The organism is Paenibacillus sp. FSL K6-3182 (genome assembly GCF_037976325.1).
Classification (GTDB): Bacteria; Bacillota; Bacilli; order Paenibacillales; family Paenibacillaceae; genus Pristimantibacillus.
In genome coordinates this window covers 2,771,659-2,792,867 of the sequence record NZ_CP150265.1, presented here as the reverse complement: position 1 = coordinate 2,792,867, position 21,209 = coordinate 2,771,659, and the positions used below count along the sequence as shown (strand labels likewise).

Below are 21,209 nucleotides of genomic sequence, written 5' to 3'. Positions count from 1 at the left end.
TCTATCCTTTCACGCTGCCCAGCACGATGCCCTTCATGAAATACTTTTGCAAAAACGGATACAGAACAAGCACAGGCAGTGCTGCTAGAAAAATTTGAGAAGCTTTGGTTGTACGGTCGGATACCTCAGCTAACGCCTTCATATCTTCCGCTGTCAGGTTTCCCCCTGCGGTAAACAACTCCGTGCTTACAACAAGTGTCTGCAGATACGTCTGCAACGGATAATTCGTAGGAGAGTTCATATAGATCAGTCCATCGAACCAGGCATTCCACTGGCCTACGCATGTAAACAACAAAATTGTCGCCAGTGCAGGAATCGAGATGGGAACCATCATTTTCCAGAGCAGTTGCCACTCTGTACATCCATCAACAAGTGCAGCTTCCTGAATTTCTTTTGGTGTACCGCGAAAGAAATTCAGCAGCAGCACGATGTTGAACACCGCCACAGCGCCTGGAAGTACAAGTGCCCAGATCGTATCAAGCATATGGTAATTTCGAATGACCATGTAGGTTGGGATTAATCCCCCGCTAAACAAAATGGTTACAAAGAAAAACCAAACATAGAAGGTTCGCATCGGAAAGTCCGTCCGTTCCTTCGACAACGGATACGCGGAAATAACAACCACCAATAAACTGATAATCGTACCAAGGACAACCCGCACAATCGAAACAAAAAGCGACTGTAAAAATTCCGGTTTGGACAGTGCGTACTTATAGGAGCTCAGCGTAAAATCAACTGGCCACAGCTTGACCGCCCCTGCCGTCGCCGCCGAGCTTGAGCTAAACGACAGAGCTAATATATTAATTAGAGGAAGCAAACAAACAACAGCTAACGTAATAAGGAAAACATTATTGCAGATAAGAAAAACTTTCCGTCCCAGTGAATCATTGATGTCCATAACGGTCTCTCCTTTCCTTAAAAAATACGGTATCCAGCTATACGATAAGCCAGCCAGTACGAGGCTCCTACAAAAATCAAAGAGACCACAGATTTGAATAAGCCGACAGCTGTCGCAACCGCATATTGAGCATCGATAAGACCTAGTCGATAAACAAAAGTGTCTAGAATATCTCCCGTACGATAGACAAGCGGGTTATACAAATTGAATACTTGGTCGAAGCCTGCATTCAGTACGCCCCCAAGCCCGAGTGTCGCGAGCAGCACGATGATGGGAAGCATGCCTGGCAATGTCACATGAATCGTTTGTTTCCATCTGCCTGCCCCATCCATAATGGCGGCTTCGTATAATGTAGGATTAATGCTTGTAAGCGCAGCGAGATAAACAATCGTGCCAAATCCAAATTCCTTCCATACATCCGTGACAACGAGCACATAAGGAAACAGCTTATCATTGCCAAGAAAAAATAGCGGTTCCATTCCAAACCAGCTAATCACTTCATTCAGTAGTCCCTGTGATGGTGAGAGAATATCGATCAGAATGCCGCCAAGAATGACCCACGATAGGAAATGCGGCAAATAAATAAGTGTCTGCACCGATCTCTTGATCGATGATTTCCGCACTTCATTAAGCAGCAATGCCGTCACAATAGGGGCAATTTGACCGAAGATGATTTTCAGAAAAGCAATAAAAATGGTGTTCCATAACACTTGGCCAATCCCAGGCATTTGGAGCATAAACTCGAAATTGTTCCAACCCACCCATTTGGAATCGAAGAAGCCTTTAGCAGGAATGAAATTCTGGAAGGCAATGACGATTCCTGCCATAGGGATATAATGAAACATGATTAACAATAGAATTCCGGGCACCAGCATAAGATGCAGAGGTAGATGCTTCTTCCAAGATCGTCTTCTTTTGACGGTCGCCGCTTGCAACATGATCATTCCTTTCTAAGCTGATAGAGTAAGAAAGGAAGCAAGCCATTCGAGCTGCTTCCTCTCCATTCTCAGGTTATTGTTTAGCCTTATACCATTCGTTTACTTCAGCCGTAATTGCATCTCCGCCAAATTTCTTCCAATCCGCTACAAACTTATCGAACTCGCTTACATCCGATTGCCCCATAATAATTTTCGTGAACACTTCCAGCTTCATCTTATCCAGTGTGCTTTTCTTGGCTGTCATCGTTGGCGTGCTTGGTCCCGAATATTCATCAACCAGATACTTGTTATCCTTCACATAGTCGCTGACTACATTCATACCGCCTCCTGGTCCAGCCCATTTATAGGAAGACCAGGCCTGCCCTTCCTCGTTGCTGTCTATAAATTTCCCCGATAACCACAACTGGTAGAGGTCATAATGATGCTTTACATCGGCAATCGGATTATCTACATACTTCCCTGCATCAACCGATTCCTGAACACCTCGGTGAATATTTATCAGCTCCAGTGGATCACTTATGATAACAGCTGCAAATGCCGCAACATTAATTTCCTTGTTTTCTCCCCCGTACCAATAGGCGTCCAGACGTCCTTCCGGACCATATTGCTTCTCTACTGCAAAATTAAGCAGCTTTACGAGCGCTTCCGGATGCTCGAACCCTTTGCGAACGACATAATAATTCCCAACCGGAATGCCGCCTGAGGTACTTGCTGGCTGGTCGTCAAAGGAAATGAGTGGATACGGCTTCCAATCCGACTTTTCCTTCTTATAATGATCCGTCAAAGGCCACCACACGGCACCCTCGCCTGAGTAGAACATGCCCGTTTTGTTACCGGCAATTAATTCGTATGCTTTAGCCTGATCCTTGACCGCAAATTCTGGATCGATCAGACCTGCTTTGAACAGATCCTGCAGCTTCTGCAGCGCAGGCTTGAGCCCTGGTTGTATATCTCCGTAGACGAGCTGTCCAGAATCATCTTTGACCCAGCGGCCTGGATAGGCATGGAAGCTCTCGAAGAAGCCCATTAAGGAATTCAAATCCTTATTGATTCCACCCAGCCCTATCGTGTCCTTCTGGTTGTTGCCATCAGGATCTTGACTCGCAAACGCCTCGGCGATGCGATATACGTCCTCCATCGATTTGGGCTCAGGCAAATTAAGCTTCTTCAGCCAATCTTGTCTAATCCATAACATCTGCGCACCGGTACCTGTGAAGGTAACACCAGGCAGCGCAAGCAATTTGCCTTCGAAGGTGGAGGCCTTCATTCCGTTGCCTCCATCATTACTTATGACTTGCTTGGTTTTCTCCGAAGCATATTTCTCGAATACTTCCGTCATGTCCTCGACCATATCGGCATCGACAAGGCGCTTCAGCTCATTAGCTGACACCGTCAAAATATCAGGAATATCACCAGATGCGATGGTCACATTCATTTTTTGCTGCCACTGTGTCTGTGGAACGCTCCACTTATTGATCAGCTTAATACCCAGCTCCTCTTCATAACTGCGATACCAAATATTGTTGTCTATGCTGTCGCCCTTCTCGAACTTGATCGACGGCGGCAGCGATCTTACGGTTGTCACCTCAATTGCAGGCTCATATTTGCCCAGCGGAACACCTTCGGCTGGTTTGTCTGTCGAATTCGCTGCGCCCTTGCTGTCGCCTGTGTTTGCAGTGTTTTCTTGCTTACCCTTGTTTCCACTCGCTCCGTTATTCGTAGTGCTGCATGCTGATGTTAAGAGAAGCATGACTGCTGTAGCGAGAATTAAATATCGCTTAAAGCTTTTGTGTTGCATGTTCAATCCCCCTTTTGTTGTAAACGCTGTCACTTGCATGAATAAAGTATAAGCCCGCTACATCGACTTACGTAACAGGCCATTTCTTTACTTCTGCTTATCTATTTTTTACCTATGTGCAAAAATTTGCCGAGCAAGCCCATCCATCATCGTTCTTCAAGCGATCGATAATCCTGTGGGGTATAACCGCTTGCTTTCTTGAAGAATCGTGTAAAATGGGGCGGTGAAATAAAGCCAAGCGCGGCACTTATTTCATGAATTTTCAGATCTGGTTGAAGCAGCATCCGCATCGCTTCTTTCAGCTTAGCCTCATGGATATAAGTGAGCACGTTTGTACCCGTCACCTTTTTGAATGCTCTGGATAAATAAGACGGATTCCATTGTACAATCTCAGATAAACGCACCAAAGAGAGATCCTCTCCTAGGTGATCGTGAATATAGCTCTTCACAAGATCAATGGTCCGGTCGCGGCGTTCAGCCTGGTCCTGCTGCTGCATCTCAAAAATCGTCATGGCAAGTCGATAATAATAATCCATATATGATGACAGATTAACTTGATCAGCTGCCGGCTGCATTAATACCGACAAATCAATGCGTACCGATAGGCGCTCCTGCAAATTAAATCGATGAATATGGCGCAGGAAAACAAGCGATAGCGCAGAGTAAACCGATTCCATTCTCATAGGCTCAGCTTTGAAGCGAGCCCAGGCCGAATCGAATGCTTCGGCTTGGCCGCTTGCTAAATATTCGCCAAACAAATCCGTTTTGCGCAGCATCTTCGCAAGGTAAAGCTCGGTCTCGCCGAATTCAACTTGAACAACACCGTTTCGATCACCGGATTGACGATGATACTCATGCTCCAGCATCGCCCATCGGTCGGCAATGTCATCCCACTCGCAAGGAGACCTGTCCAGCAGAAAAAATAGTGAAATATGGAAAGTGAGCTGAAAGGCAGCCTCTGCATTCTCCGCATATTCCCGAACCGCTAGACGAGTGTCGCTCCACAAAGCAGATTGTTCAATCGGCTCGCTTAGATGACTGGCTGCCGGTTGTATGAACCAGGCCATTGTTTCCTTGTCCACAAATATATACTTCATATGCAGGTGGGAATAACCATACTGCTCCTCGATTACCTTCATCCCTGCGTGCAGCCGCGCTTTTCCAGACTGCCGCGATCCAGAATCCAATCCGATCAGTTTAGCCATCATTAGGAGGACTGGACGCTTCGGATCGAGAGGAATACCCAGCTCCTCGAATTGATTGGACTTGCTGTGCCTATCAAATGATTCATCATAGAGCAGTTCGCTTAACAGCTCGTTTTGAAGCAGCGGCAGCGTTTGCTCCATCTGCTGCATCGCTTTGCCCATAAGACCTTCAATCTGCTGTTCTCCGGCGATATCCTCTGCCAGCTTGCCAATCGTATCCAAAATTTTCTCATGGCCCTCCGTCTTAAGAAGATAGCTGGTATTGTCATAATGGATAGCCTCGTATACATAATCGAATTCGCTATGCCCGGTCAAAAAAACAACTTTGCATCTAGGCCATAACTTGCGAATATGCTTGTGAAGCTCCAGACCGCTTAGAACAGGCATCCGAATATCGGTCATTACGATGTCAAATCTTCCCCTCCTTAACCATTCGAGAGCGCTCTTTCCAGAATAAGCCTTATACAATTCGAACTCGATCGGAAAACGTTCCTGCAGAAGCGTATAGAGGCCGTCCGCAATATCGGGCTCGTCATCAACAATCAACAATCTAAGCATACTCATTGTCCTCCTTCCATATGGTTAAACGAACTTCCAATCCTCCAAGGCGGCTGCGCTCCACAACGATTCCGCCTCGCTCCCCGTATTTCATCCGCAACCTTCGGTGTATGTTTAGCAGGCCGGTCGTTTCAATCGTACTTTCATCCGTTCTCAGCAGCTTCTCTAGCGTCTCCAGCCGTTCCTGATCCAATAATAGGCCATTGTCTTCCACACGAATCAACAAACAATCCTCTGCTTCTTCGAAAGTGATAGACAGAAGTCCGCCTTCCTCCACATGATCAAATACATGCTCGAAAGCGTTTTCGATTAAGGGCTGAAGAATAAGGCGCGGTACCTTAACCTCAAGGTAAGCGGTTGGAACTTCGCCGCACTTGGCCTTCATCCGCAGACGAAAGCGCCTGCCCTGAATTTCAGCATAAATTGTAGCATGCTTGGCCTCCTCGAAAAGCGGTACTTCATCTGAGGAATTGCGGGTAATGTACTGTAAATAGCTGCCCATCTGTGAAGCGAACTGCTTGGCACTGTCATGATCTTCCACCGCAATCATGTTATAGAGCGTGAAATAGCTGTTATATAGAAAATGCGGGTTAATTTGTGATTGTAGATGCTTTAGCTCAGCTCGTTGAACTAATATTTTGTGCGTATATACTTGTTCAATCAAATCCCGCATATAACGGGACATTTTATTAAAGCCTTGGAGTAAATATCCGAACTCGCTGCGGCTGTTCTCGGTAATCGTTACGTCCAATTCGCCCTTCTCCATCTTCCTAAATGCACGCAGAAGCGCCAGCAGCGGCCGATGGATCATACGGTACAAGGAAAGACACAAAACAATAATAAAGAAGAGGAATACGGCAATTAACACCCAGAACAGCTGCTGGTATCGATGTAAGTTATTGAACAAATGTTTCTCAGGAACAAAATGAATGAGCGAGAACCCGAGAAGCTCAGAGAACCGAGAGGATACGAGCACTCTATCATCTCCCTCGCCGACACTCCTAATATTCTCGTATTCATTCGGTGCGCCCGATTTATATTGATCGATGTACTGATCCAAATAGGGATTCTCATAATGATGAGTGCGAATAATAAAATCGCCATTCGGATCGCTTAGAACGGAGCCGCTATTCTCGCTGCTCTCTAAAGAGGAAAGTGATTTGCTTAGCTCATTCGGTGAGAGCTCCACAATAATGGAATACATCGCATTTTCCGCTTCGTACAAACCACGCACCTCGTGAACAAGTACAATATACGGAATATGATTGAGGAAATAGATCGCTTTTCCCGGACTCTTTCTAGCCAGCTCACTAGTAGCATTAAATTGTTCATGCATCATCGCGCTCGTTCCCTGCATAGCGGATATCGTACGGTTAAGGGAGGGAATATGTACGGACACATCCGATATATAGACGCTGCTGTTTTTTAGTGCAAACAGCCTGTCCTGTACCATTAAAATGGCTTGGCTTTTGTCATATTGATTCATGTAGTCTGGAATAACCGCCAGCTTGTTCAGCGATTCGTCGTTAATTAATTCAAACTGCAGCAGTTGAATCCTTTCGACTTCCTTCTCCATCGCACGTATATTCGCATCAACCCTCGACTCCATCGAGTTGGATATTTCCCTTCGCAGCAGCTCCCTGCCGCCAGAATAAAAGTTGTTCCCGATCAAGATAATCGGAATCAGCAACAATGCCAGCAATAACGCGAAGCGAAGCAACAGTGAGCTCTTTATTCTGCTAAACCCTGTACGGATAAGTACCGCCTCCATTTTTACTAAGATTGCCAAGAAGCAGCAGCTTAGACTCGTTTTTTGTTTCCACTTTCAAATGATGCAGCTTTACCGTATACACTTTTTCATTATTTAGAAGATTGTGCCCAAATGCAATACAAACACTAGTTTAATGTTAAGCGATTTCATGTGATTTCAACATTGACGTTTTTAACATTTGAACAGAAAAAAGACTAGATAAATCAATAGCTTGATTCATCTAGTCTTCGACTCCATTACATCGGTGTCTTATACTATAGGTATACATAAAATAGAAAGAGGTGCCCGATATGTGGAAACACTTTGTAGCTATAGGTGATAGCTTTACGGAAGGTATTGGTGATGAAGTTGAGGAGACCCCATTAAAGAGCTGGGTCCATCACTTCGCCGAGCTGCATGAGCCCGCATTAAAATACACCAATTTGGCTAAACGTGGATTGATAACCAAAGAAATTCGCTTAAAGCAGCTGGAAGAGGCTCTAGCACTAGAGCCCGACTTAGTCAGCCTAATTGCAGGCGCAAATGATATTTTAAAAGGCCGCTGGAACTTCAATGAGTATAAGTCGGAAATGGAGCTCATGGTAGATGCGTTAAGCAAGTCAGGTGCTGCTGTTATAATCGGAAATCTTCCCGACTTTACAGCTAGATTGCCTTTGCCTGATGAAAAAAAACGAGTAATAAAAGAACAGCTGCTACAAGCAAATGAAGTCGTACGTTCACTTAGCAGCGAGTACAAATTAATGCTTATCGATTTCTGGAATCATCCAATGGCTGAAGACAATACCTTTTGGTCTAAGGATTTGATTCACCCCAACTCCATAGGATACAAAAAAATTGGCGAAATCATCTTTAATCGTTGCAAATAGCAAAAAGAGGCTGTCCCAAAAGCGTGCGTTTAGCTCGCTGAAGAGATAGCTCACTTTAAACGGAAATATTGGAAAATATGAAAAATAGCCGTCAGGAGAGCTATTCCTGTTCGGCTATTTTTCTATTCAGGTCACTATTTGCTTGCTTCATCAGATTATGGGCAAGCGAAAGCCAGCCGACCTCTAGACTTACCTTAGTCAAGCCGCGAAGCAGAAAACGCCGAAATCCCCGGTTATTCTTGATTTGCCCGAATATACTTTCAGGTTCAATCATTCGTCTTACCGACAACGCATATCCTTACACTTTTTCTTTGTTTTGATGCTATTTTGAGATGTCTCCAACACCAATCTCCGCGATCAATGTTCAGCTATCCTGCACAATTGCAGGAACTTCGCCCATGTTTAGCTGTGTTGGAGATCTATGTTGTATTTATGGAATAACTTTCTATATGATCTGCCATTTTAGTAGTTTTAGAGCGCTTATGTTGTAGGAAATACAGTATAGCTACACGTAAGTATGAGAATGATTCCGCTATCCTGCGAATATGCAGGATAGAAAATAATGAAGAACAATGTAGAAGTGCATATTTGCCGAATTAGAATAGGGGATATCCCAGCAGGGTAAACCGGAGTGAGTGAATCCCATAGTATGTGCAAAAGAACCTTCAAAACCACTATGAAAGTGAATCTGAAGGTTCTTTTTTGCCAGCATATTACGTGAAAAGTGGGGGCTGCATGATTCGGAAATTGCTTTAGGGACAGCCTCTTTTATGATTTAAATATACATGCTACTAAATCATTTTTCCGAAAGTTCAATTTCTTGCTTTGTTGCTTCGTCAGCTGGTTGGTCGTTTTTCACATATTCATCTTGGTCACTGCCCCAAACATAATCGTAATTCGTAATGTCTGGCTTGTAGTCTTTTTTCGGATTGTCTTTATTATTTTCCATAACCATCACTCCTTTTTTGTTAGTATGCGTTCTCCCATTGAAAATTAATCCATTTGATTTCCACTGCTTCATTTGCCGGTTATTTCGAAATGTTTAAATCTTATTAGGGAGTATGCTAAAATGTGATGTACAACAAAAAATGATAAACTAATCCCATTTACAATAAAGGAGTCGAACGATGTTTCATCCAGAACAATACGAAGGATCAAAGGAGCAAAAATACGATTTGGCCATCCGGCAGCTTCAAGCTTTGCTGGAGGGTGAATCTGATGTAATTGCCAACCTGTCCAATGCATCGGCCTTGCTTAATCAATTTTTAGATCGTATTAATTGGGTTGGATTTTACGTGTATCGGGGAGAAGAACTAGTCCTAGGACCTTTTCAAGGATTACCCGCTTGCGTCCGCATTCCTCTACATCGGGGCGTTTGCGGGAAAGCTGCCAGCCAAAGAGTGACTGTGAGAGTTGGAAATGTGCATGAGTTTCCGGGACATATCGCCTGTGATGCCGCATCCCAATCCGAAATCGTTATTCCAATTATTATAAACGACGAGTTGTTCGGCGTTCTCGACATAGATAGTCCTGAGCTTAATCGTTTTGACGAGGTTGACCAGCTTTACTTGGAGAAGCTCGTTAAGCAACTGATCCAACACTTGTAATTCCAAATAGCCTGTCTTAATTTGAAGGTCTTATCCAAAAAATAACGAGCCCTAGAATCGTTTCTAGTGGCTCGTTTTAGGTTGAGATAACATTGAATTTTAACAATCCTCTATTACAAATTTGTATAGGATAACTTGCATGCCTCGATAAGATCTGCCCGTTCATTCGTCCCCTCTATAAAAAAAGAATTCTCTTGGATAAGATCGATATAAAGCGTTCCATTTAAGTGGTCCACCTCATGTTGTATGCATCTCGCCAGAAAACCCTCTGCTTCAATAACGAGCTCTTCACCTGATCTAGTTAACGTTTTCACTTTCACATGTTGTGACCTTTTAACTATGCCATAATATCCAGGAAGAGATAAACACCCTTCAGAGCCAGCTTGTTCGCCGCTTTGATAGACGATCTCCGGGTTAATCAATTCAATTAGCCCATCGCCACAATCCATGACAATCACTCTTCTTAAAATGCCTATTTGAGGAGCAGCTAGACCAGCCCCATCATTCGAATCGTAGAGTGTTTCAGCCAAATCATCTAAAAGCTTTAAAATTTTCGGAGTAATGCTTTCAATTGGCTTAGCTTTCTTTCGAAGAACAGGATCACCAAAAGGCAGAATTGCTTTTATAGCCACAAACTAAGCCTCCTTGACTTGCAAAGTTGGGGTATGTACCCATAGATCATTAGGTTTGCATTCTAATGCAGTACAAAGTGCATCTAACGTTTCAGCCTTCATTTGCTTCGGTTTACCTGATATTAGAGCACTGATTGAAGGAGCAGAAAGGTTATAGTTAGCCTTATCCTCCAGCAGGCGAGCCAGCGCTGCACCCGTCCATATTCCTCGATCAGCCATCATTTTTCTGAGCATCCATTCAAGCAAGTTAAACACCCCTCGACACCGCATTAGGCAACAACTAAAATAATTAGGCATTGCCTAAATTTAGAGTATCATTAAATATAAATTTTCTCAACAAATTAGCTCACTCTTTTTGTTCAACGCTCTTTACTACATAAAACACAAAAAACCTCTATACCGTGTATCTTCACGCTAGAGAGGTTATATTTTAAAAAATCACTTTTCAATTGAAGATCATTTGTTATTTTATGAATTTCGCATTAGAATGCAGCCCTAAAATCTCAATAATTTCAGCAATCGCCACTTTCTTCGGACCATCCATGAAATAACCTATCATTCCAATTTTAATATTATTCACGTGAACTTCTCTTCTCATTTGAGAGAAAACAATCCACATTTTAGCTGTACCTTCTATTGGTACAGGTCTAGCATCATTTAATATAATATTTCCATGTTCGTCTTCAAACTCTGGAAATGTAGCAGAAAAAATACCTTCCTTGCTATCATTAACATCATAAAAGAAATCAGTGCGTAAACCTTGAAATACAGCCTTCTTCCTGCCCCCTTCTTCTTGAGAATAGAACCTATATTTAACCCTAAAATCTGCCTCATGATTCAGTATTTCTTGATATGGTTTCCACATTCTTTTCCCTCCTAACTTGCTTACCTTCATCTGAAGGTACTGTTTTTCAAGTTCAGATATGCTAATTTGAAGTTAAGAGCTCGTTTTTAAGATTACTATTTGTTCAGTTTATTTTCACATGCGACATTTACTAAAATATCAACGATTTGATCCTCTTTGAAGACGTTCTTGAAGATTGGCTCGCACCGCTGGCCATTCCTCGGCAAGTATCGAATAATAAGCTGTATCTCTAATACCCCCATCACTTGTAGGGACATGTGCCCTTCGAATACCTTCAAAAGCAGCACCAAGCCGTAATATCGCTGAACGAGAACGTAAATTGCGAGCATCTGTTTTGAGCGAAACTCTAGTTGTCTTCCACGTTTCAAACGCATGGGTAAGCAGAAGAAGCTTAGACTGTGTATTAACTCCTGAACGAATAACTGATGCTGCATACCAAGTGCTGCCGATTTCGGCCACGGTTGGCGTTTTCTCATCCGAAGGCGATGGTCCACTTGCAACGCCTGGAGGCCATGGAGGCGGCCATGAGAAAACTTCTAAATCCAGAAATCTTGTGGTGCCAACAATCCGCTCTGTTTCAAGATGACGAACTACAAATGGCACTGCACGGCCTTTCTCGTAAGACATTAACGCACCCTCTATATATCGTTCGGTATCCACCCGCCCATTTGGCACATTGGTATACGTATAAAGTGACCGATCTTCCGAGGCGGCGGAGCAGAGAGCATCGACGTGGTCCATCGTCATTGGTTCGAGATGGACTAGATCCCCTCGAAGGGTGACGGGCGTTAGCATGGAATCACAACCTTTATATATTAATTATTTGTTGTTTGAGTTTCAATTTGTGGAATTGCTTTAAATATATCGTAATGCTGTGGCTAGTCAAAGTGAATATTTCTTGCTTTAGATCATTCACTAATAACAAAAAAACTCCCCACAACCAAGCAATACTGTAGAGAGGTTTATTATTAAGAGAGATACGTAATCTTGTAAGCAATTGATGTTCTTGGCTTAGCATTTGGAACTTCTGCTGGATAACCAATTCCAAATATACCAATAACATCGTAATCTTCCGGCACATCTAGAAAGGTGCGGTTGTGAGCCAAAGCCCCTAGAGATGCCCAATACACACCAACACCAGCTTCATGAGCGGCTAATAAGAAGTTCTGTACAAAACAAGAGACAGCCATAACATTCTCATCGCGTTCAAATGAAGTCGAACCTGGTTTAGACAATACTCCAATAACGACAGGCGCTTTGCCAAAGTCCGTTTTATGATTTAATTTAGTTCTTGTATCTGGCCCAATAAACAAGAGCTCCCAAGGCTCGTTAAAGCGATGGTTAGGCGCATAGCTGGTAGTCTCAAGCCAAGAAATCAAATCAACTTCGGAAATGGGCTGAGAACGGAATGATTTAATACTTCTGCGGGTTCTTTTTGCTTCAGTTACTGTCATTTTTCTCATCTTCTCCATTATTGTTATTGTCGCTTTCAGGAGCTGCTTCGCGAAGCTCAAACGAATGGATAAACTCCTGAATAATCGCATCCGTTGCTTTTAATTCACCACTTATAACTAGTTTGATGGCGTCGTATTCTGGCTGATTCAGTTGATGCAGTAAAGTAGAGCGCTTCGTTTGAAGTCTCTCAAGGAATGCAATCGCTCTGCCTCGGCGGAAGGTTTGAGCGCTTGAAGAACGCTCATGTTTGCTACCATCGTGTTCATGTCCCCGGTTTCTGTGTCCTCTGTGCTGATGATGCCCTATGAGTCCGTGTCTTCCCTCGTGCATCGTTATTCCACCTCGAGTTGTCAAGAAATTATTCATTATCTACAAATAAAAAGGTCTAACTCCATTCTTATTTAGAGAGATAAGACTCCAGCCTTGCCTTAACCGACGGCCATTCCTGATTTGTAATGCTGTACATTACTGTATCGCGAATATAGCCATCACTTAACACGCGATGGTTGCGCAGCACCCCTTCTCGAATGCCACCGATGCGCTCAATAGCTGCCTGTGACCTCGTATTACGAAGATCCGCTTTAAGCTGTACTCTGATCATGTTGTGATTCTCGAATGCTTCGCGCAGCAGCAAATATTTGCATTCGGTATTCACTCTTGTCCGCCAAACGCTGGGGTTCATCCAGGTATAGCCGATTTCCAAACCGCGATGCTCTGCTGAAATATCGAAAAATCGGGTACTCCCAACGATTTTATTCTGTACCTGATCCCATATAACAAAAGGAATGCAGGTTCCCGCCGCCTCTTCTTTTTTGGCTTGCCCAATATACTGCTCGGCGTCAGCTAACGAAGAAATCCCTTTCAAAGACACACCCCAAATCGGTGTGTCCTTTGCCGCTTCCAGCAGCATGCCAGCATGATGCTCCTCCAACAAGGTCAGCTTTGCGCGCGTTCCTTGCAATGTGTTTTTTTCTGTATTCATTACCGTGACCTCCGATTTTATATAAGAATAGTATCTCTGCTAAGGTATGGATTCCGTATTGCTTGTTTACTGAAAATGTGAGATTGTTGTCATTATATGATGCATATCGGATTAGTAATAGATCCATTTTCGATCCATTTCATTAGACCACTTTAGAAACGGCAGGTAAGCAAACATGACTATTTATTTAGCTTTAGAGCCGTATAAGGAACGTTACACCACCAAATATGAGATGTTGTACCTTGCGCTGCGGGATGCTTTGATGGAAGGCAAGCTTGTCCATGGGGATAAGCTTCCTTCAAGCCGGGAACTAGCGAGGATGTATGGATTTTCACGCGGTACAGTTTCGAATGTACTTGAAGCACTCGCAGCTGAAGGGTATGTGGCTCCCTTGACCGGCAGCGGAACATACGTTAGTTATCAGACAACGAACCTTTCTTTGCTCCCTTTTGCCAACAGAGAAATACAATTGTCTGAATGGGGTGAGCGGATTGCAGGCATGGCAGTTCATGTCAGGGAAACAGATACCCACATTGATGGGGCGGATAGCCATCAGACATTAGTAAATGATGGTTCAGAGCATTCAAAATGTTCCGAGAAAATATCCTTTCAACTAGGAATAACCGACATGAGCTCGTTTTCGAAGGAAGACTGGAATCGGTGCCTGTATGATGAAGCAAGGAAAATGACAGAAAAAGCTAATATCGATGCACACAAGCCGCTTGGTGTGGAAACTTTGCGCGAAGCCATCGCTAAGCATCTTCAGCGCTATCGGGGTATTGTTGTTGAATCGGAGCAAATTGCGATCGTAAACGGATCGATGCAAGCAATTGCCTTGTTGACACAGCTTTTAGCAGGCTCTGGGGATGCCGTCGTAGCCGAAAGCCCCGGTTATTACGGGATTCGGAAAGCTGTGCTTGCTTCAGGAGCAATGTTGATTGAAGGTGAAGTTGACGATCAAGGACTAGTTCCGCAACCGTGGAATGCCAAGCTGCTTTTTGTTACACCGAATCGCCAATACCCAACGGGGGCTGTGTTGAACATGAAGCGAAGGCAGCAGCTGCTCCAATGGGCCGCTGATCAGAGTGCATTTATCGTCGAGGATGAATATGACAGTGAATTCCGCCACCGAGGCAAACCGATTGAGACGCTCAAAAGTTTGGATACTTCAGCTGATCTCGTCATATACACAGGAACATTTTCCAAAACGATGATGACGGATATAAGGCTTGGTTTTGTTGTTCTGCCGAGAGTTTTAGTCGTGCCCTTTGCTAGAGCAAAGGCGTTATATGAGCCGCATCCAAGCGCGATTCTTGAGCAGCGGGCACTCGCCTCGTTCATGAACAGCGGGCTGTATGAACGGCATTTGAGACGAATGAAGCGAATATACAGCCACAAATTCACTCTTTTGCGCGACGCGTTGAAACGATTGACCATTCCGATTCGCTGGGTTGAGGGAGATGCAGGTTTGCATATTTTCGGTTGGTGGACAGGAGCACAAGAGGATTATGATGCTTTTGAGAAGGCTTGCTGGGAAGCAGGCGTCGAGTGGGTGAAAGATCGAACGAACCGTAATCGGATTGGCATAAGCCTCGGCTTTTCCCACCTCACAGACGATGATTTGACAGACGGAATAGAAAGAATGAGTGAAGCTTGGAAGCTTGTAGAATCAAAATTATAAATTCCAACAACCAACCCATTCTCACCGGACATAAGCTAAGCAGATTGATTCTTAAGCATGGATAATCTATTAAATCACACCCATCTATTAGAATAGTTCTCTATTCAATCCTATGATATAATTCAACCATTACAGTGTAAGGTTTCCATAATATGCAGGTTATCCCTCACATTCTCAGTACGAGACAAGGAGAGTGAACGTATGAGTACTTCTACGATTAAATTAATAACAGGCGCCAATGCTCCCCTTGGCGACGCGACCTCGGTGAAGGTTGCCATTTCCTGCAAGCATTCGCCAGCAGAGCTCGATGTCAGCTGCTTTATGGTAGGCTCTGACGGTAAAGTTTCATCCGATGATTATTTCGTATTTTACAACCAGCCTGCCGATCCTGGGCGCATCGTGCAATTCACTCCACAAGACAAATGGAATAGTGAATTCATCATTAATCTTTCAGCCCTCCAGTCATCGAAAATTCAAAAATGCGTATTTGCGATCACCCTTGATGGACCGGGAACGTTCGCAGATGTAAAGGGATGCCAAATCACAGCCGAAACCTCGGTGAATAAAGTTGTATATGAAATAACAGAAGGAAATGCTGAAACCTCGCTAGTGCTCGCCGAGTTGTACCTGCATTCAAGCGGCTTTAAGCTTCGTGCAGTTGGCAAAGGTTTCCATGGTGGTTTGAAACCGCTCGCGGAAGCTCATGGCGTAAACGTTGCTGAGGAAGAAGATACAAGCAGTCCCCCATCCCCAACTGCTCCGACGATTCAAGCCGATCAGTCACGCTCAAAAGCTGTATCCGAAATCAAAGCTGCACGCTCAGGCGCAGCGAGCTCCTCGGCAAGTGCAGCGCCATCTAAAATTAATTTGAACAAAATTGATTTGTTGAAGCAAAAGGTGGCCATATCGCTTCGCAAAAAAAATATCGATCAGCAAAAAGCGCGGGTAGCTGTTATATTCGATGCCTCCGGCTCCATGTATGCTCTCTACGAAAAAGGCGTGGTGCAGCGAGCATTTGAGCGGGTACTTGCAGTAGCTGCAAGCATGGATGACGATGGCATGATGGATGTCTGGTTCTTTGCCTCGAAGAGTCAACGAATGAAGAGCGTAAACGAAAATGAATACGAAAATTATGTTAAAAATACATATCCGGCCCCTCGCCTATTTGGCGGCCTCGGGGCAGGTAATAATGAGCCTCTCGTTATGGCCGATATAATCAAGAAGTATACACAAGAAGAGCCTTCAAAAATGCCAACCTATATTGTCTTCTTCAGCGATGGCGGCATCTATGAAACGAAGAAAATTTCGAAGCTGCTTATTGATAGCTCCGGTCAAAATATATTTTGGCAATTTGTCGGCCTCGGTAATGCCGACTTCGGCGTGTTGCGCAAGCTCGATGATTTGAGGGGACGAGTACTCGATAACGCCGATTTTTTTGCGCTGGATGATTTGGACCAAGTTAGTGACGAGGATCTGTATGATCGACTATTCAATGAATACCCGCAGTGGCTGAAAGACGCTCGGGCCAAAGGTATCATCAGCCCGTAGCAAGCAGTATACAAGTCGAAAGTCATGAGCACCGTTCAGCAATGATCCGTGCTCATGGCTTTTTCACGTTTTGCGTTGTTAATTTTGCATATACAACAAAAAACACCATCACTTCTCCAATGATTATGTAATTGGGAAGTACAAGAAACAAATCCACTGTAAAAAAAGCGAGTAGCAGCCCTAAGAAAAGTGCTAAATGTGATATGCCCAGTCTTTGATGTTCATGTCTATACTTATGGAAAACTAATGAGGTTGAAAAAAAATAGAGCAATACAGATCCAAACATATAACCTAACATAAATAAATAATCTAATTGTTTCAAAAATAACAACTGAATCGAAGCAGCGATCATACACATCGATAAATAAATGAATAAATGTCCATAAATAATCGTTTGTCCTGCAGTCTCTATTGATTTGTTTACTTTCTTCTCGACGTTATCAAAATATTGCCACCACATAGCGATGATTAACACAAAAGTAATTAACGCAAATAAGATAGATTGCCACGTCCAGTTGCTGGACTGCAATACGGCTAGTATGCTGATTACGGATTCGCCAAGCAGAATAAGCGTAAACAGAGAGAAGCGTTCTAATAAATGATGAGTATTTACCGGGCTTTTCACTAAATATTTTCGACCGATTAAAGGCAGCAATATGTCTACAGCTATTCCTGCATACAAAACGGCATAACGTATCCACGAGTCAAAAAATAATGATGATGCAGATATGACCAAACCAATCCAAAAGCGACTCCCTAAATAATGAGCAGTGATCTTTTTATGTGCTTCTTCTTTCTTATGAACCGCTAAATATTGAATAGCCGTCATAGCTCTTAAACCAATATAGCCTATTAAAAATGAAACATAATATTGATCAAAATCAACCGATAAGCTGGCCGTCATTATTAATACAAAAAATAATTGTAGAATGAGAAATATTCTGTGGGATAAGACATCTTGTCCGAAGCGATTTACAAAAAGCGATTGTCCCACCCAAGCCCACCAAATTGGAACGAAGATTAGTACGAATTTCCCTAAGTATTCTACTGGAATGGAGCCATTCTCGACATGCAGCAACACATGAGCTGCTTTTGAAACTGCCGCTACAAAAAGCAAATCATAAAACAATTCCAGCCAGGTAACCTTCTTTTCAGCAGATCCTTCTTTCTGTTGTAATCCTAGTACTTGTTTAATCATGGTTAGTGCTCCTTTTCGATTGGGGTGCTGAACCCCCGCTATCAATCTTTTTAAGTACTAACCTATCTTAGCGGATGTGGACGAATACGAATAGAGAAATCTGATTATTTTCTGATCGAGCAAAAAAAGAAGAGCAGGCTATCGCAGCTCCTGCTCTTATTATAAAACTATAAATGCTTTTCCATCGCTTCATCGCAGCGAAAGAAGCCATTTTTGGAGTAAAATTGCACACTATTGCTGCTCGGCCAAACCAAAAGGAACTCGACTTTATTTTCTTTTGACCAATGCTCCATGGCCAGTTGAATGTCGCTGCCGATTCCTTGATTTCTAAATGAAGGTCGCGTATATACGTTGGTCACGTATCCATAATAAGGGTCCGGGGATTTACCGGGTCTCGGTACTTTATGAATGAGTTGAAGATACATATGTGACACTATGCTTCCTGAATCTTCTGCTACCCAAATATACCAGTCTCCGCTTTTCATTGCTTTAACTAAGAATTCATAACAAGTTTGATGGAACTCCTCATAGTTTAGTGTACTATCGCTGTTCTCCTCTTCCGAGAACTCCCAGCGCATTCGAACAAGTTCATCGATATCTTCCAGGGTAGCAAGGCGTATAATGGACATGATTACCTCCCTATTTTTGAACTGCACAGATGCAGTTCTTCCACTACGCATCTCTGATAGCAAGATGACCATCTTAGGTTTTAGCGAGTCTTTTTATGATTCATTTTTTTGTTACTATGCTTCTATAATTTTTCGCTACCCTTGTTTCACGAGGTTCTCTGCAGTACGGAAAGCTAAAGCCATGATCGTCAACACCGGGTTAACACCGCCATTGGTCACGTGCACAGATCCGTCGCTCACCCAGAGATTGTCGTATCCATGTACACGACCTAAGGGATCAGTGACGGAAGTTGAAGGGTCATTGCCCATGCGAAGTGTACCTGCCTGATGCTGTCCTGCGCTAAGCCCGCCACCTGCCCGAGTTTGCCAAACTTCACTTGCCCCAGCAGCCCAAAGCCACTTCTCTGCTTGCTCTCCCAGCATGGCTGAAGCTCGCAGCGACTCAGGATGGACGCTACCCGAGAGCTGAGCAACAGGTATGCCAAAGCGATCCTTTATCGCATTTGATAGCCGTACTCGGGATTCCGCGCTCGGGATCTCTTGGATCGGCCCCTGAATTTGGCTGGTGCGCAAGAAGCTCTGCCGCATGGTTTCCTTGCCTGCGCTCCCCCATCGCGCCGCATTCGGGGCAAGCGCTCGATACCAGTGAATAATCGGCAACCGAGTGAACTCGTTAGCAAGCAACCCTCCCCCGATAATGCCCTCGTTACTATGGTCAAAGCGGAAAGTGGCAATGCTCACTCCCGGACCTAGACCGTCTTGAATCGGTTCATCAAAGAGGCCGTAAGCACCAGAGTAGACATGGCCTTGAAGGTTTCTTCCTACTTGTCCGCTCCGATTGCCGATTCCATCCGGTTCTGATTCCGTTGCCGAGTTGAGAAGGAGGCGTGCGCTTTCGATAGCTCCGGCGGCAACCACAACATGCCCCGCCCGTATTATCCGTCGCTGGATTGAGCCCTCCAATTGCTGCACGAGACGAACCCCGGTAGCATGTTTTCCACCCTCGGTGTCAATGCGCTCCACCGTGGTATCACAGATCAGGTCGCAGTTACCTGTTGCGAGTGCCCTCACTAACATCGTATTATGCCCGCCATTCTTGCTATTGGTCGGGCAGGCAAATCCAACACACTGTCCGCACCGGCCGCAAGCTGGCCGACCGTCCCTATCAACGGAGTTGATGAGCAGCGGCACCGGACCCGCTTCCCATCCCAACTTTTCTGCTGCTCTTGCTAGACGTTCTGCCTCCAGCGTACGTGACAGCGCTGGCATTGGATAATCCTGTCGTCGCTTCCCGCGTCCAGAATGGGCATTCCCATCACCAGAGACGCCAACTTCCCACTCTGCCCGCATGTAATACGGTTCAAGTTCTTCATAGCTAATCGGCCAATCGCTCAGCGAGCTCCCATCTGGTATTCCATAGCGACTCGCCATGCGGAAGTCATCTGGATGAAATCGCCATGCCTGCGCACCGTAAACCCGTGTCCCTCCACCCAGTGTCATTGCATTATTATGATAGTCCCCATCAATAGGCGACGTAATTCGCTCATCTCCGCCCGCCAATAGAATCGTACGAGGGTTGCCTTCCATTCCTGGTCCAGTGTTATGACCATATTTGCTAAAGCGATGGTTGCGCAAATGATCACTGCCTACCTGACTGTAACGAAGCCAGCTTCCACGCTCAATAACGAGAACTTGAAGCCCTGATTCAGCTAATACAGCCGCCGCAACCGAGCCGCCAGCGCCAGCACCTATGATGACCACATCATATTGGTCCCGAAGCTGATCGAAGTTTTTTTGCGGTAAATCTATTTCTGGGGCCGTGTCAATGTTTTCGGGGACAGTGCCCGGACGAAACCCGATCATTTCCCATGATCTGCCTTCACTATTCCCGCCCAGCTCCGGGCTTCCATAGTATCCTTCAACGACCAGACATAATAAAGTGTCAAAGAAACGTTTGGATGAAACAGGCCAGCCGCCAAAAGAATCATGCTCGACGTCGCGCAACAATCGATCCTTCTCATGAGGCGACAGTTCCGAAAATGGTTGGTTATGGAGAGCTAATGCCTCTGCTTCCAATGCACGAAGTCCTGGTTCTATTAGATCCGTCCAGGCAGCGGTATCCTGAGCAGCAATACGTTTCAGGTATGCTATAACTCCTCCATCGGTCGCCGACGGCCATACATCTCCTGGAATCAGTTGATCTGCAACCGCTTCCAAAATTAAAAGAAGCTCGCTCGAAATATACTCTTGATCGTCAATCCTCATCGAACCTCCACCACCCATTGGCTTTTAACAGCAGCGTCTTGACTCATCCTCATGTACGCTCCTCCTTTATTTGCACAACGATACCTTAACAGCTTGCTTCACGCAGTCCCCAAGTTCTTATTAAATATAGCTTCATTTCCATATTATACTTTTCACCGAGTTGTTCAAGTGTTTTTCATTCTTAGTTCATTCCAAAATAGTAAACTACTAAAACAAAAAACCACCGTTTCTGAGAACAGTGGTTATAGGCTTAAGTTCGCAAATGCCCATAAACTAGAGCTTTTCTGGATGTTAAAACGCATATCAAGCATAC

General features: G+C 44.4%; 20 protein-coding genes and 1 pseudogene. 4 read left to right on the top strand and 17 right to left on the bottom strand.

The window, feature by feature from the left end; genetic code table 11:
* Window position 1 precedes the first annotated feature (1 nt).
* The 5 genes from MHH56_RS11890 to MHH56_RS11870 all read right to left on the bottom strand — a co-directional run bounded on the left by MHH56_RS11890 (window position 2) and on the right by MHH56_RS11870 (window position 7,186).
* The gene (locus MHH56_RS11890) at window positions 2-898 is read right to left on the bottom strand and encodes a carbohydrate ABC transporter permease (protein ID WP_339208431.1); all 897 of its coding nucleotides are present in this window, start codon (window positions 896-898) and stop codon (window positions 2-4) included.
* Window positions 899-915: 17 nt separating this feature from the next.
* Window positions 916-1,836 (bottom strand): ABC transporter permease subunit, encoded by a 921-nt coding sequence (locus MHH56_RS11885; protein WP_139991467.1) that lies wholly within the window; start codon window positions 1,834-1,836, stop codon window positions 916-918.
* A 73-nt stretch (window positions 1,837-1,909) separates the two neighbouring features.
* Window positions 1,910-3,634, bottom strand: a complete 1,725-nt coding sequence (locus MHH56_RS11880; protein WP_339208429.1) for an extracellular solute-binding protein — start codon at window positions 3,632-3,634, stop codon at window positions 1,910-1,912.
* Between the two features lie 146 nt (window positions 3,635-3,780).
* Window positions 3,781-5,397, bottom strand: coding sequence for a response regulator (locus tag MHH56_RS11875; RefSeq protein WP_339208427.1), 1,617 nt, complete (start codon window positions 5,395-5,397; stop codon window positions 3,781-3,783).
* Window positions 5,390-7,186 carry a histidine kinase gene (locus MHH56_RS11870; protein WP_339208426.1) on the bottom strand — a complete coding sequence of 599 codons (1,797 nt, stop codon included), beginning with the start codon at window positions 7,184-7,186 and terminating at the stop codon, window positions 5,390-5,392. The genes MHH56_RS11875 and MHH56_RS11870 overlap by 8 nt, the downstream gene beginning before the upstream one ends.
* A gap of 272 nt (window positions 7,187-7,458) precedes the next feature.
* Here MHH56_RS11870 and MHH56_RS11865 point away from each other — a divergent pair, with 272 nt between their 5' ends.
* Window positions 7,459-8,034 (top strand): SGNH/GDSL hydrolase family protein, encoded by a 576-nt coding sequence (locus MHH56_RS11865; protein WP_339208425.1) that lies wholly within the window; start codon window positions 7,459-7,461, stop codon window positions 8,032-8,034.
* Window positions 8,035-8,134: 100 nt separating this feature from the next.
* On the opposite strand, the pseudogene MHH56_RS11860 reads toward MHH56_RS11865, so the two are convergent.
* Both MHH56_RS11860 and MHH56_RS11855 read right to left on the bottom strand, forming a co-directional pair.
* Window positions 8,135-8,332 (bottom strand): annotated as a pseudogene (locus tag MHH56_RS11860) (transposase); the annotation flags it as partial.
* 498 nt (window positions 8,333-8,830) lie between these two features.
* A complete protein-coding gene (locus tag MHH56_RS11855; RefSeq protein WP_339208423.1) occupies window positions 8,831-8,983 on the bottom strand; it encodes a hypothetical protein in 153 nt (50 codons plus the stop codon).
* A 178-nt stretch (window positions 8,984-9,161) separates the two neighbouring features.
* On the opposite strand from MHH56_RS11855, the gene MHH56_RS11850 reads away from it, so the two are divergent.
* Window positions 9,162-9,641 (top strand): GAF domain-containing protein, encoded by a 480-nt coding sequence (locus tag MHH56_RS11850; RefSeq protein ID WP_339208422.1) that lies wholly within the window; start codon window positions 9,162-9,164, stop codon window positions 9,639-9,641.
* 113 nt (window positions 9,642-9,754) lie between these two features.
* Here the strand turns inward: MHH56_RS11850 and def are convergent, their stop codons facing one another.
* From def to MHH56_RS11815, 7 genes are all read right to left on the bottom strand, one after another.
* Complete coding sequence (gene def, locus MHH56_RS11845) at window positions 9,755-10,273, bottom strand: peptide deformylase (protein WP_339208421.1); 519 nt, start codon at window positions 10,271-10,273, stop codon at window positions 9,755-9,757.
* Between the two features lie 3 nt (window positions 10,274-10,276).
* Window positions 10,277-10,519 (bottom strand): helix-turn-helix transcriptional regulator, encoded by a 243-nt coding sequence (locus MHH56_RS11840; protein WP_076270562.1) that lies wholly within the window; start codon window positions 10,517-10,519, stop codon window positions 10,277-10,279.
* A 217-nt stretch (window positions 10,520-10,736) separates the two neighbouring features.
* Window positions 10,737-11,138: a hypothetical protein gene (locus MHH56_RS11835; RefSeq protein ID WP_339208419.1), complete on the bottom strand. Its 402-nt coding sequence runs from the start codon at window positions 11,136-11,138 to the stop codon at window positions 10,737-10,739.
* A gap of 138 nt (window positions 11,139-11,276) precedes the next feature.
* Window positions 11,277-11,933, bottom strand: a complete 657-nt coding sequence (locus tag MHH56_RS11830) for a GNAT family protein (protein WP_339208417.1) — start codon at window positions 11,931-11,933, stop codon at window positions 11,277-11,279.
* A gap of 173 nt (window positions 11,934-12,106) precedes the next feature.
* Entirely contained in the window at window positions 12,107-12,592 is a 486-nt protein-coding gene (locus MHH56_RS11825) for a nitroreductase family protein (RefSeq protein ID WP_339209566.1), read from the bottom strand.
* Window positions 12,579-12,923 (bottom strand): hypothetical protein, encoded by a 345-nt coding sequence (locus MHH56_RS11820; protein ID WP_339208414.1) that lies wholly within the window; start codon window positions 12,921-12,923, stop codon window positions 12,579-12,581. The genes MHH56_RS11825 and MHH56_RS11820 overlap by 14 nt, the downstream gene beginning before the upstream one ends.
* Before the next feature lie 67 nt (window positions 12,924-12,990).
* Window positions 12,991-13,575: a GNAT family protein gene (locus MHH56_RS11815; protein WP_339208413.1), complete on the bottom strand. Its 585-nt coding sequence runs from the start codon at window positions 13,573-13,575 to the stop codon at window positions 12,991-12,993.
* Window positions 13,576-13,750: 175 nt separating this feature from the next.
* Here MHH56_RS11815 and MHH56_RS11810 point away from each other — a divergent pair, with 175 nt between their 5' ends.
* Together MHH56_RS11810 and MHH56_RS11805 are read left to right on the top strand one after the other, a co-directional pair.
* Window positions 13,751-15,256, top strand: a complete 1,506-nt coding sequence (locus MHH56_RS11810; protein ID WP_339208411.1) for a PLP-dependent aminotransferase family protein — start codon at window positions 13,751-13,753, stop codon at window positions 15,254-15,256.
* Window positions 15,257-15,457: 201 nt separating this feature from the next.
* Window positions 15,458-16,804, top strand: a complete 1,347-nt coding sequence (locus tag MHH56_RS11805) for a VWA domain-containing protein (RefSeq protein ID WP_339208410.1) — start codon at window positions 15,458-15,460, stop codon at window positions 16,802-16,804.
* A gap of 52 nt (window positions 16,805-16,856) precedes the next feature.
* Here the strand turns inward: MHH56_RS11805 and MHH56_RS11800 are convergent, their stop codons facing one another.
* From MHH56_RS11800 to MHH56_RS11790, 3 genes are all read right to left on the bottom strand, one after another.
* The gene (locus tag MHH56_RS11800; RefSeq protein ID WP_339208409.1) at window positions 16,857-18,002 is read right to left on the bottom strand and encodes a low temperature requirement protein A; all 1,146 of its coding nucleotides are present in this window, start codon (window positions 18,000-18,002) and stop codon (window positions 16,857-16,859) included.
* A 167-nt stretch (window positions 18,003-18,169) separates the two neighbouring features.
* Complete coding sequence (locus MHH56_RS11795) at window positions 18,170-18,631, bottom strand: GNAT family N-acetyltransferase (RefSeq protein ID WP_339208408.1); 462 nt, start codon at window positions 18,629-18,631, stop codon at window positions 18,170-18,172.
* A 135-nt stretch (window positions 18,632-18,766) separates the two neighbouring features.
* Complete coding sequence (locus tag MHH56_RS11790; RefSeq protein WP_339208407.1) at window positions 18,767-20,896, bottom strand: GMC family oxidoreductase; 2,130 nt, start codon at window positions 20,894-20,896, stop codon at window positions 18,767-18,769.
* Window positions 20,897-21,209 lie beyond the last annotated feature (313 nt).

Excerpts from the sequence above, each read along its gene's own strand:
- MHH56_RS11890 (WP_339208431.1), bottom strand. The coding sequence starts at position 898 with ATGGACATCAATGATTCACTGGGACGGAAAGTTTTTCTTATCTGCAAT.
- MHH56_RS11885 (WP_139991467.1), bottom strand. The coding sequence starts at position 1,836 with ATGTTGCAAGCGGCGACCGTCAAAAGAAGACGATCTTGGAAGAAGCAT.
- MHH56_RS11880 (WP_339208429.1), bottom strand. The coding sequence starts at position 3,634 with ATGCAACACAAAAGCTTTAAGCGATATTTAATTCTCGCTACAGCAGTC.
- MHH56_RS11875 (WP_339208427.1), bottom strand. The coding sequence starts at position 5,397 with ATGCTTAGATTGTTGATTGTTGATGACGAGCCCGATATTGCGGACGGC.
- MHH56_RS11865 (WP_339208425.1), top strand. The coding sequence starts at position 7,459 with ATGTGGAAACACTTTGTAGCTATAGGTGATAGCTTTACGGAAGGTATT.
- MHH56_RS11855 (WP_339208423.1), bottom strand. The coding sequence starts at position 8,983 with ATGGAAAATAATAAAGACAATCCGAAAAAAGACTACAAGCCAGACATT.
- MHH56_RS11850 (WP_339208422.1), top strand. The coding sequence starts at position 9,162 with ATGTTTCATCCAGAACAATACGAAGGATCAAAGGAGCAAAAATACGAT.
- MHH56_RS11835 (WP_339208419.1), bottom strand. The coding sequence starts at position 11,138 with ATGTGGAAACCATATCAAGAAATACTGAATCATGAGGCAGATTTTAGG.
- MHH56_RS11830 (WP_339208417.1), bottom strand. The coding sequence starts at position 11,933 with ATGCTAACGCCCGTCACCCTTCGAGGGGATCTAGTCCATCTCGAACCA.
- MHH56_RS11825 (WP_339209566.1), bottom strand. The coding sequence starts at position 12,592 with ATGACAGTAACTGAAGCAAAAAGAACCCGCAGAAGTATTAAATCATTC.
- MHH56_RS11820 (WP_339208414.1), bottom strand. The coding sequence starts at position 12,923 with ATGCACGAGGGAAGACACGGACTCATAGGGCATCATCAGCACAGAGGA.
- MHH56_RS11815 (WP_339208413.1), bottom strand. The coding sequence starts at position 13,575 with ATGAATACAGAAAAAAACACATTGCAAGGAACGCGCGCAAAGCTGACC.
- MHH56_RS11810 (WP_339208411.1), top strand. The coding sequence starts at position 13,751 with ATGACTATTTATTTAGCTTTAGAGCCGTATAAGGAACGTTACACCACC.
- MHH56_RS11805 (WP_339208410.1), top strand. The coding sequence starts at position 15,458 with ATGAGTACTTCTACGATTAAATTAATAACAGGCGCCAATGCTCCCCTT.
- MHH56_RS11800 (WP_339208409.1), bottom strand. The coding sequence starts at position 18,002 with ATGATTAAACAAGTACTAGGATTACAACAGAAAGAAGGATCTGCTGAA.
- MHH56_RS11795 (WP_339208408.1), bottom strand. The coding sequence starts at position 18,631 with ATGTCCATTATACGCCTTGCTACCCTGGAAGATATCGATGAACTTGTT.
- MHH56_RS11790 (WP_339208407.1), bottom strand. The coding sequence starts at position 20,896 with ATGAGGATTGACGATCAAGAGTATATTTCGAGCGAGCTTCTTTTAATT.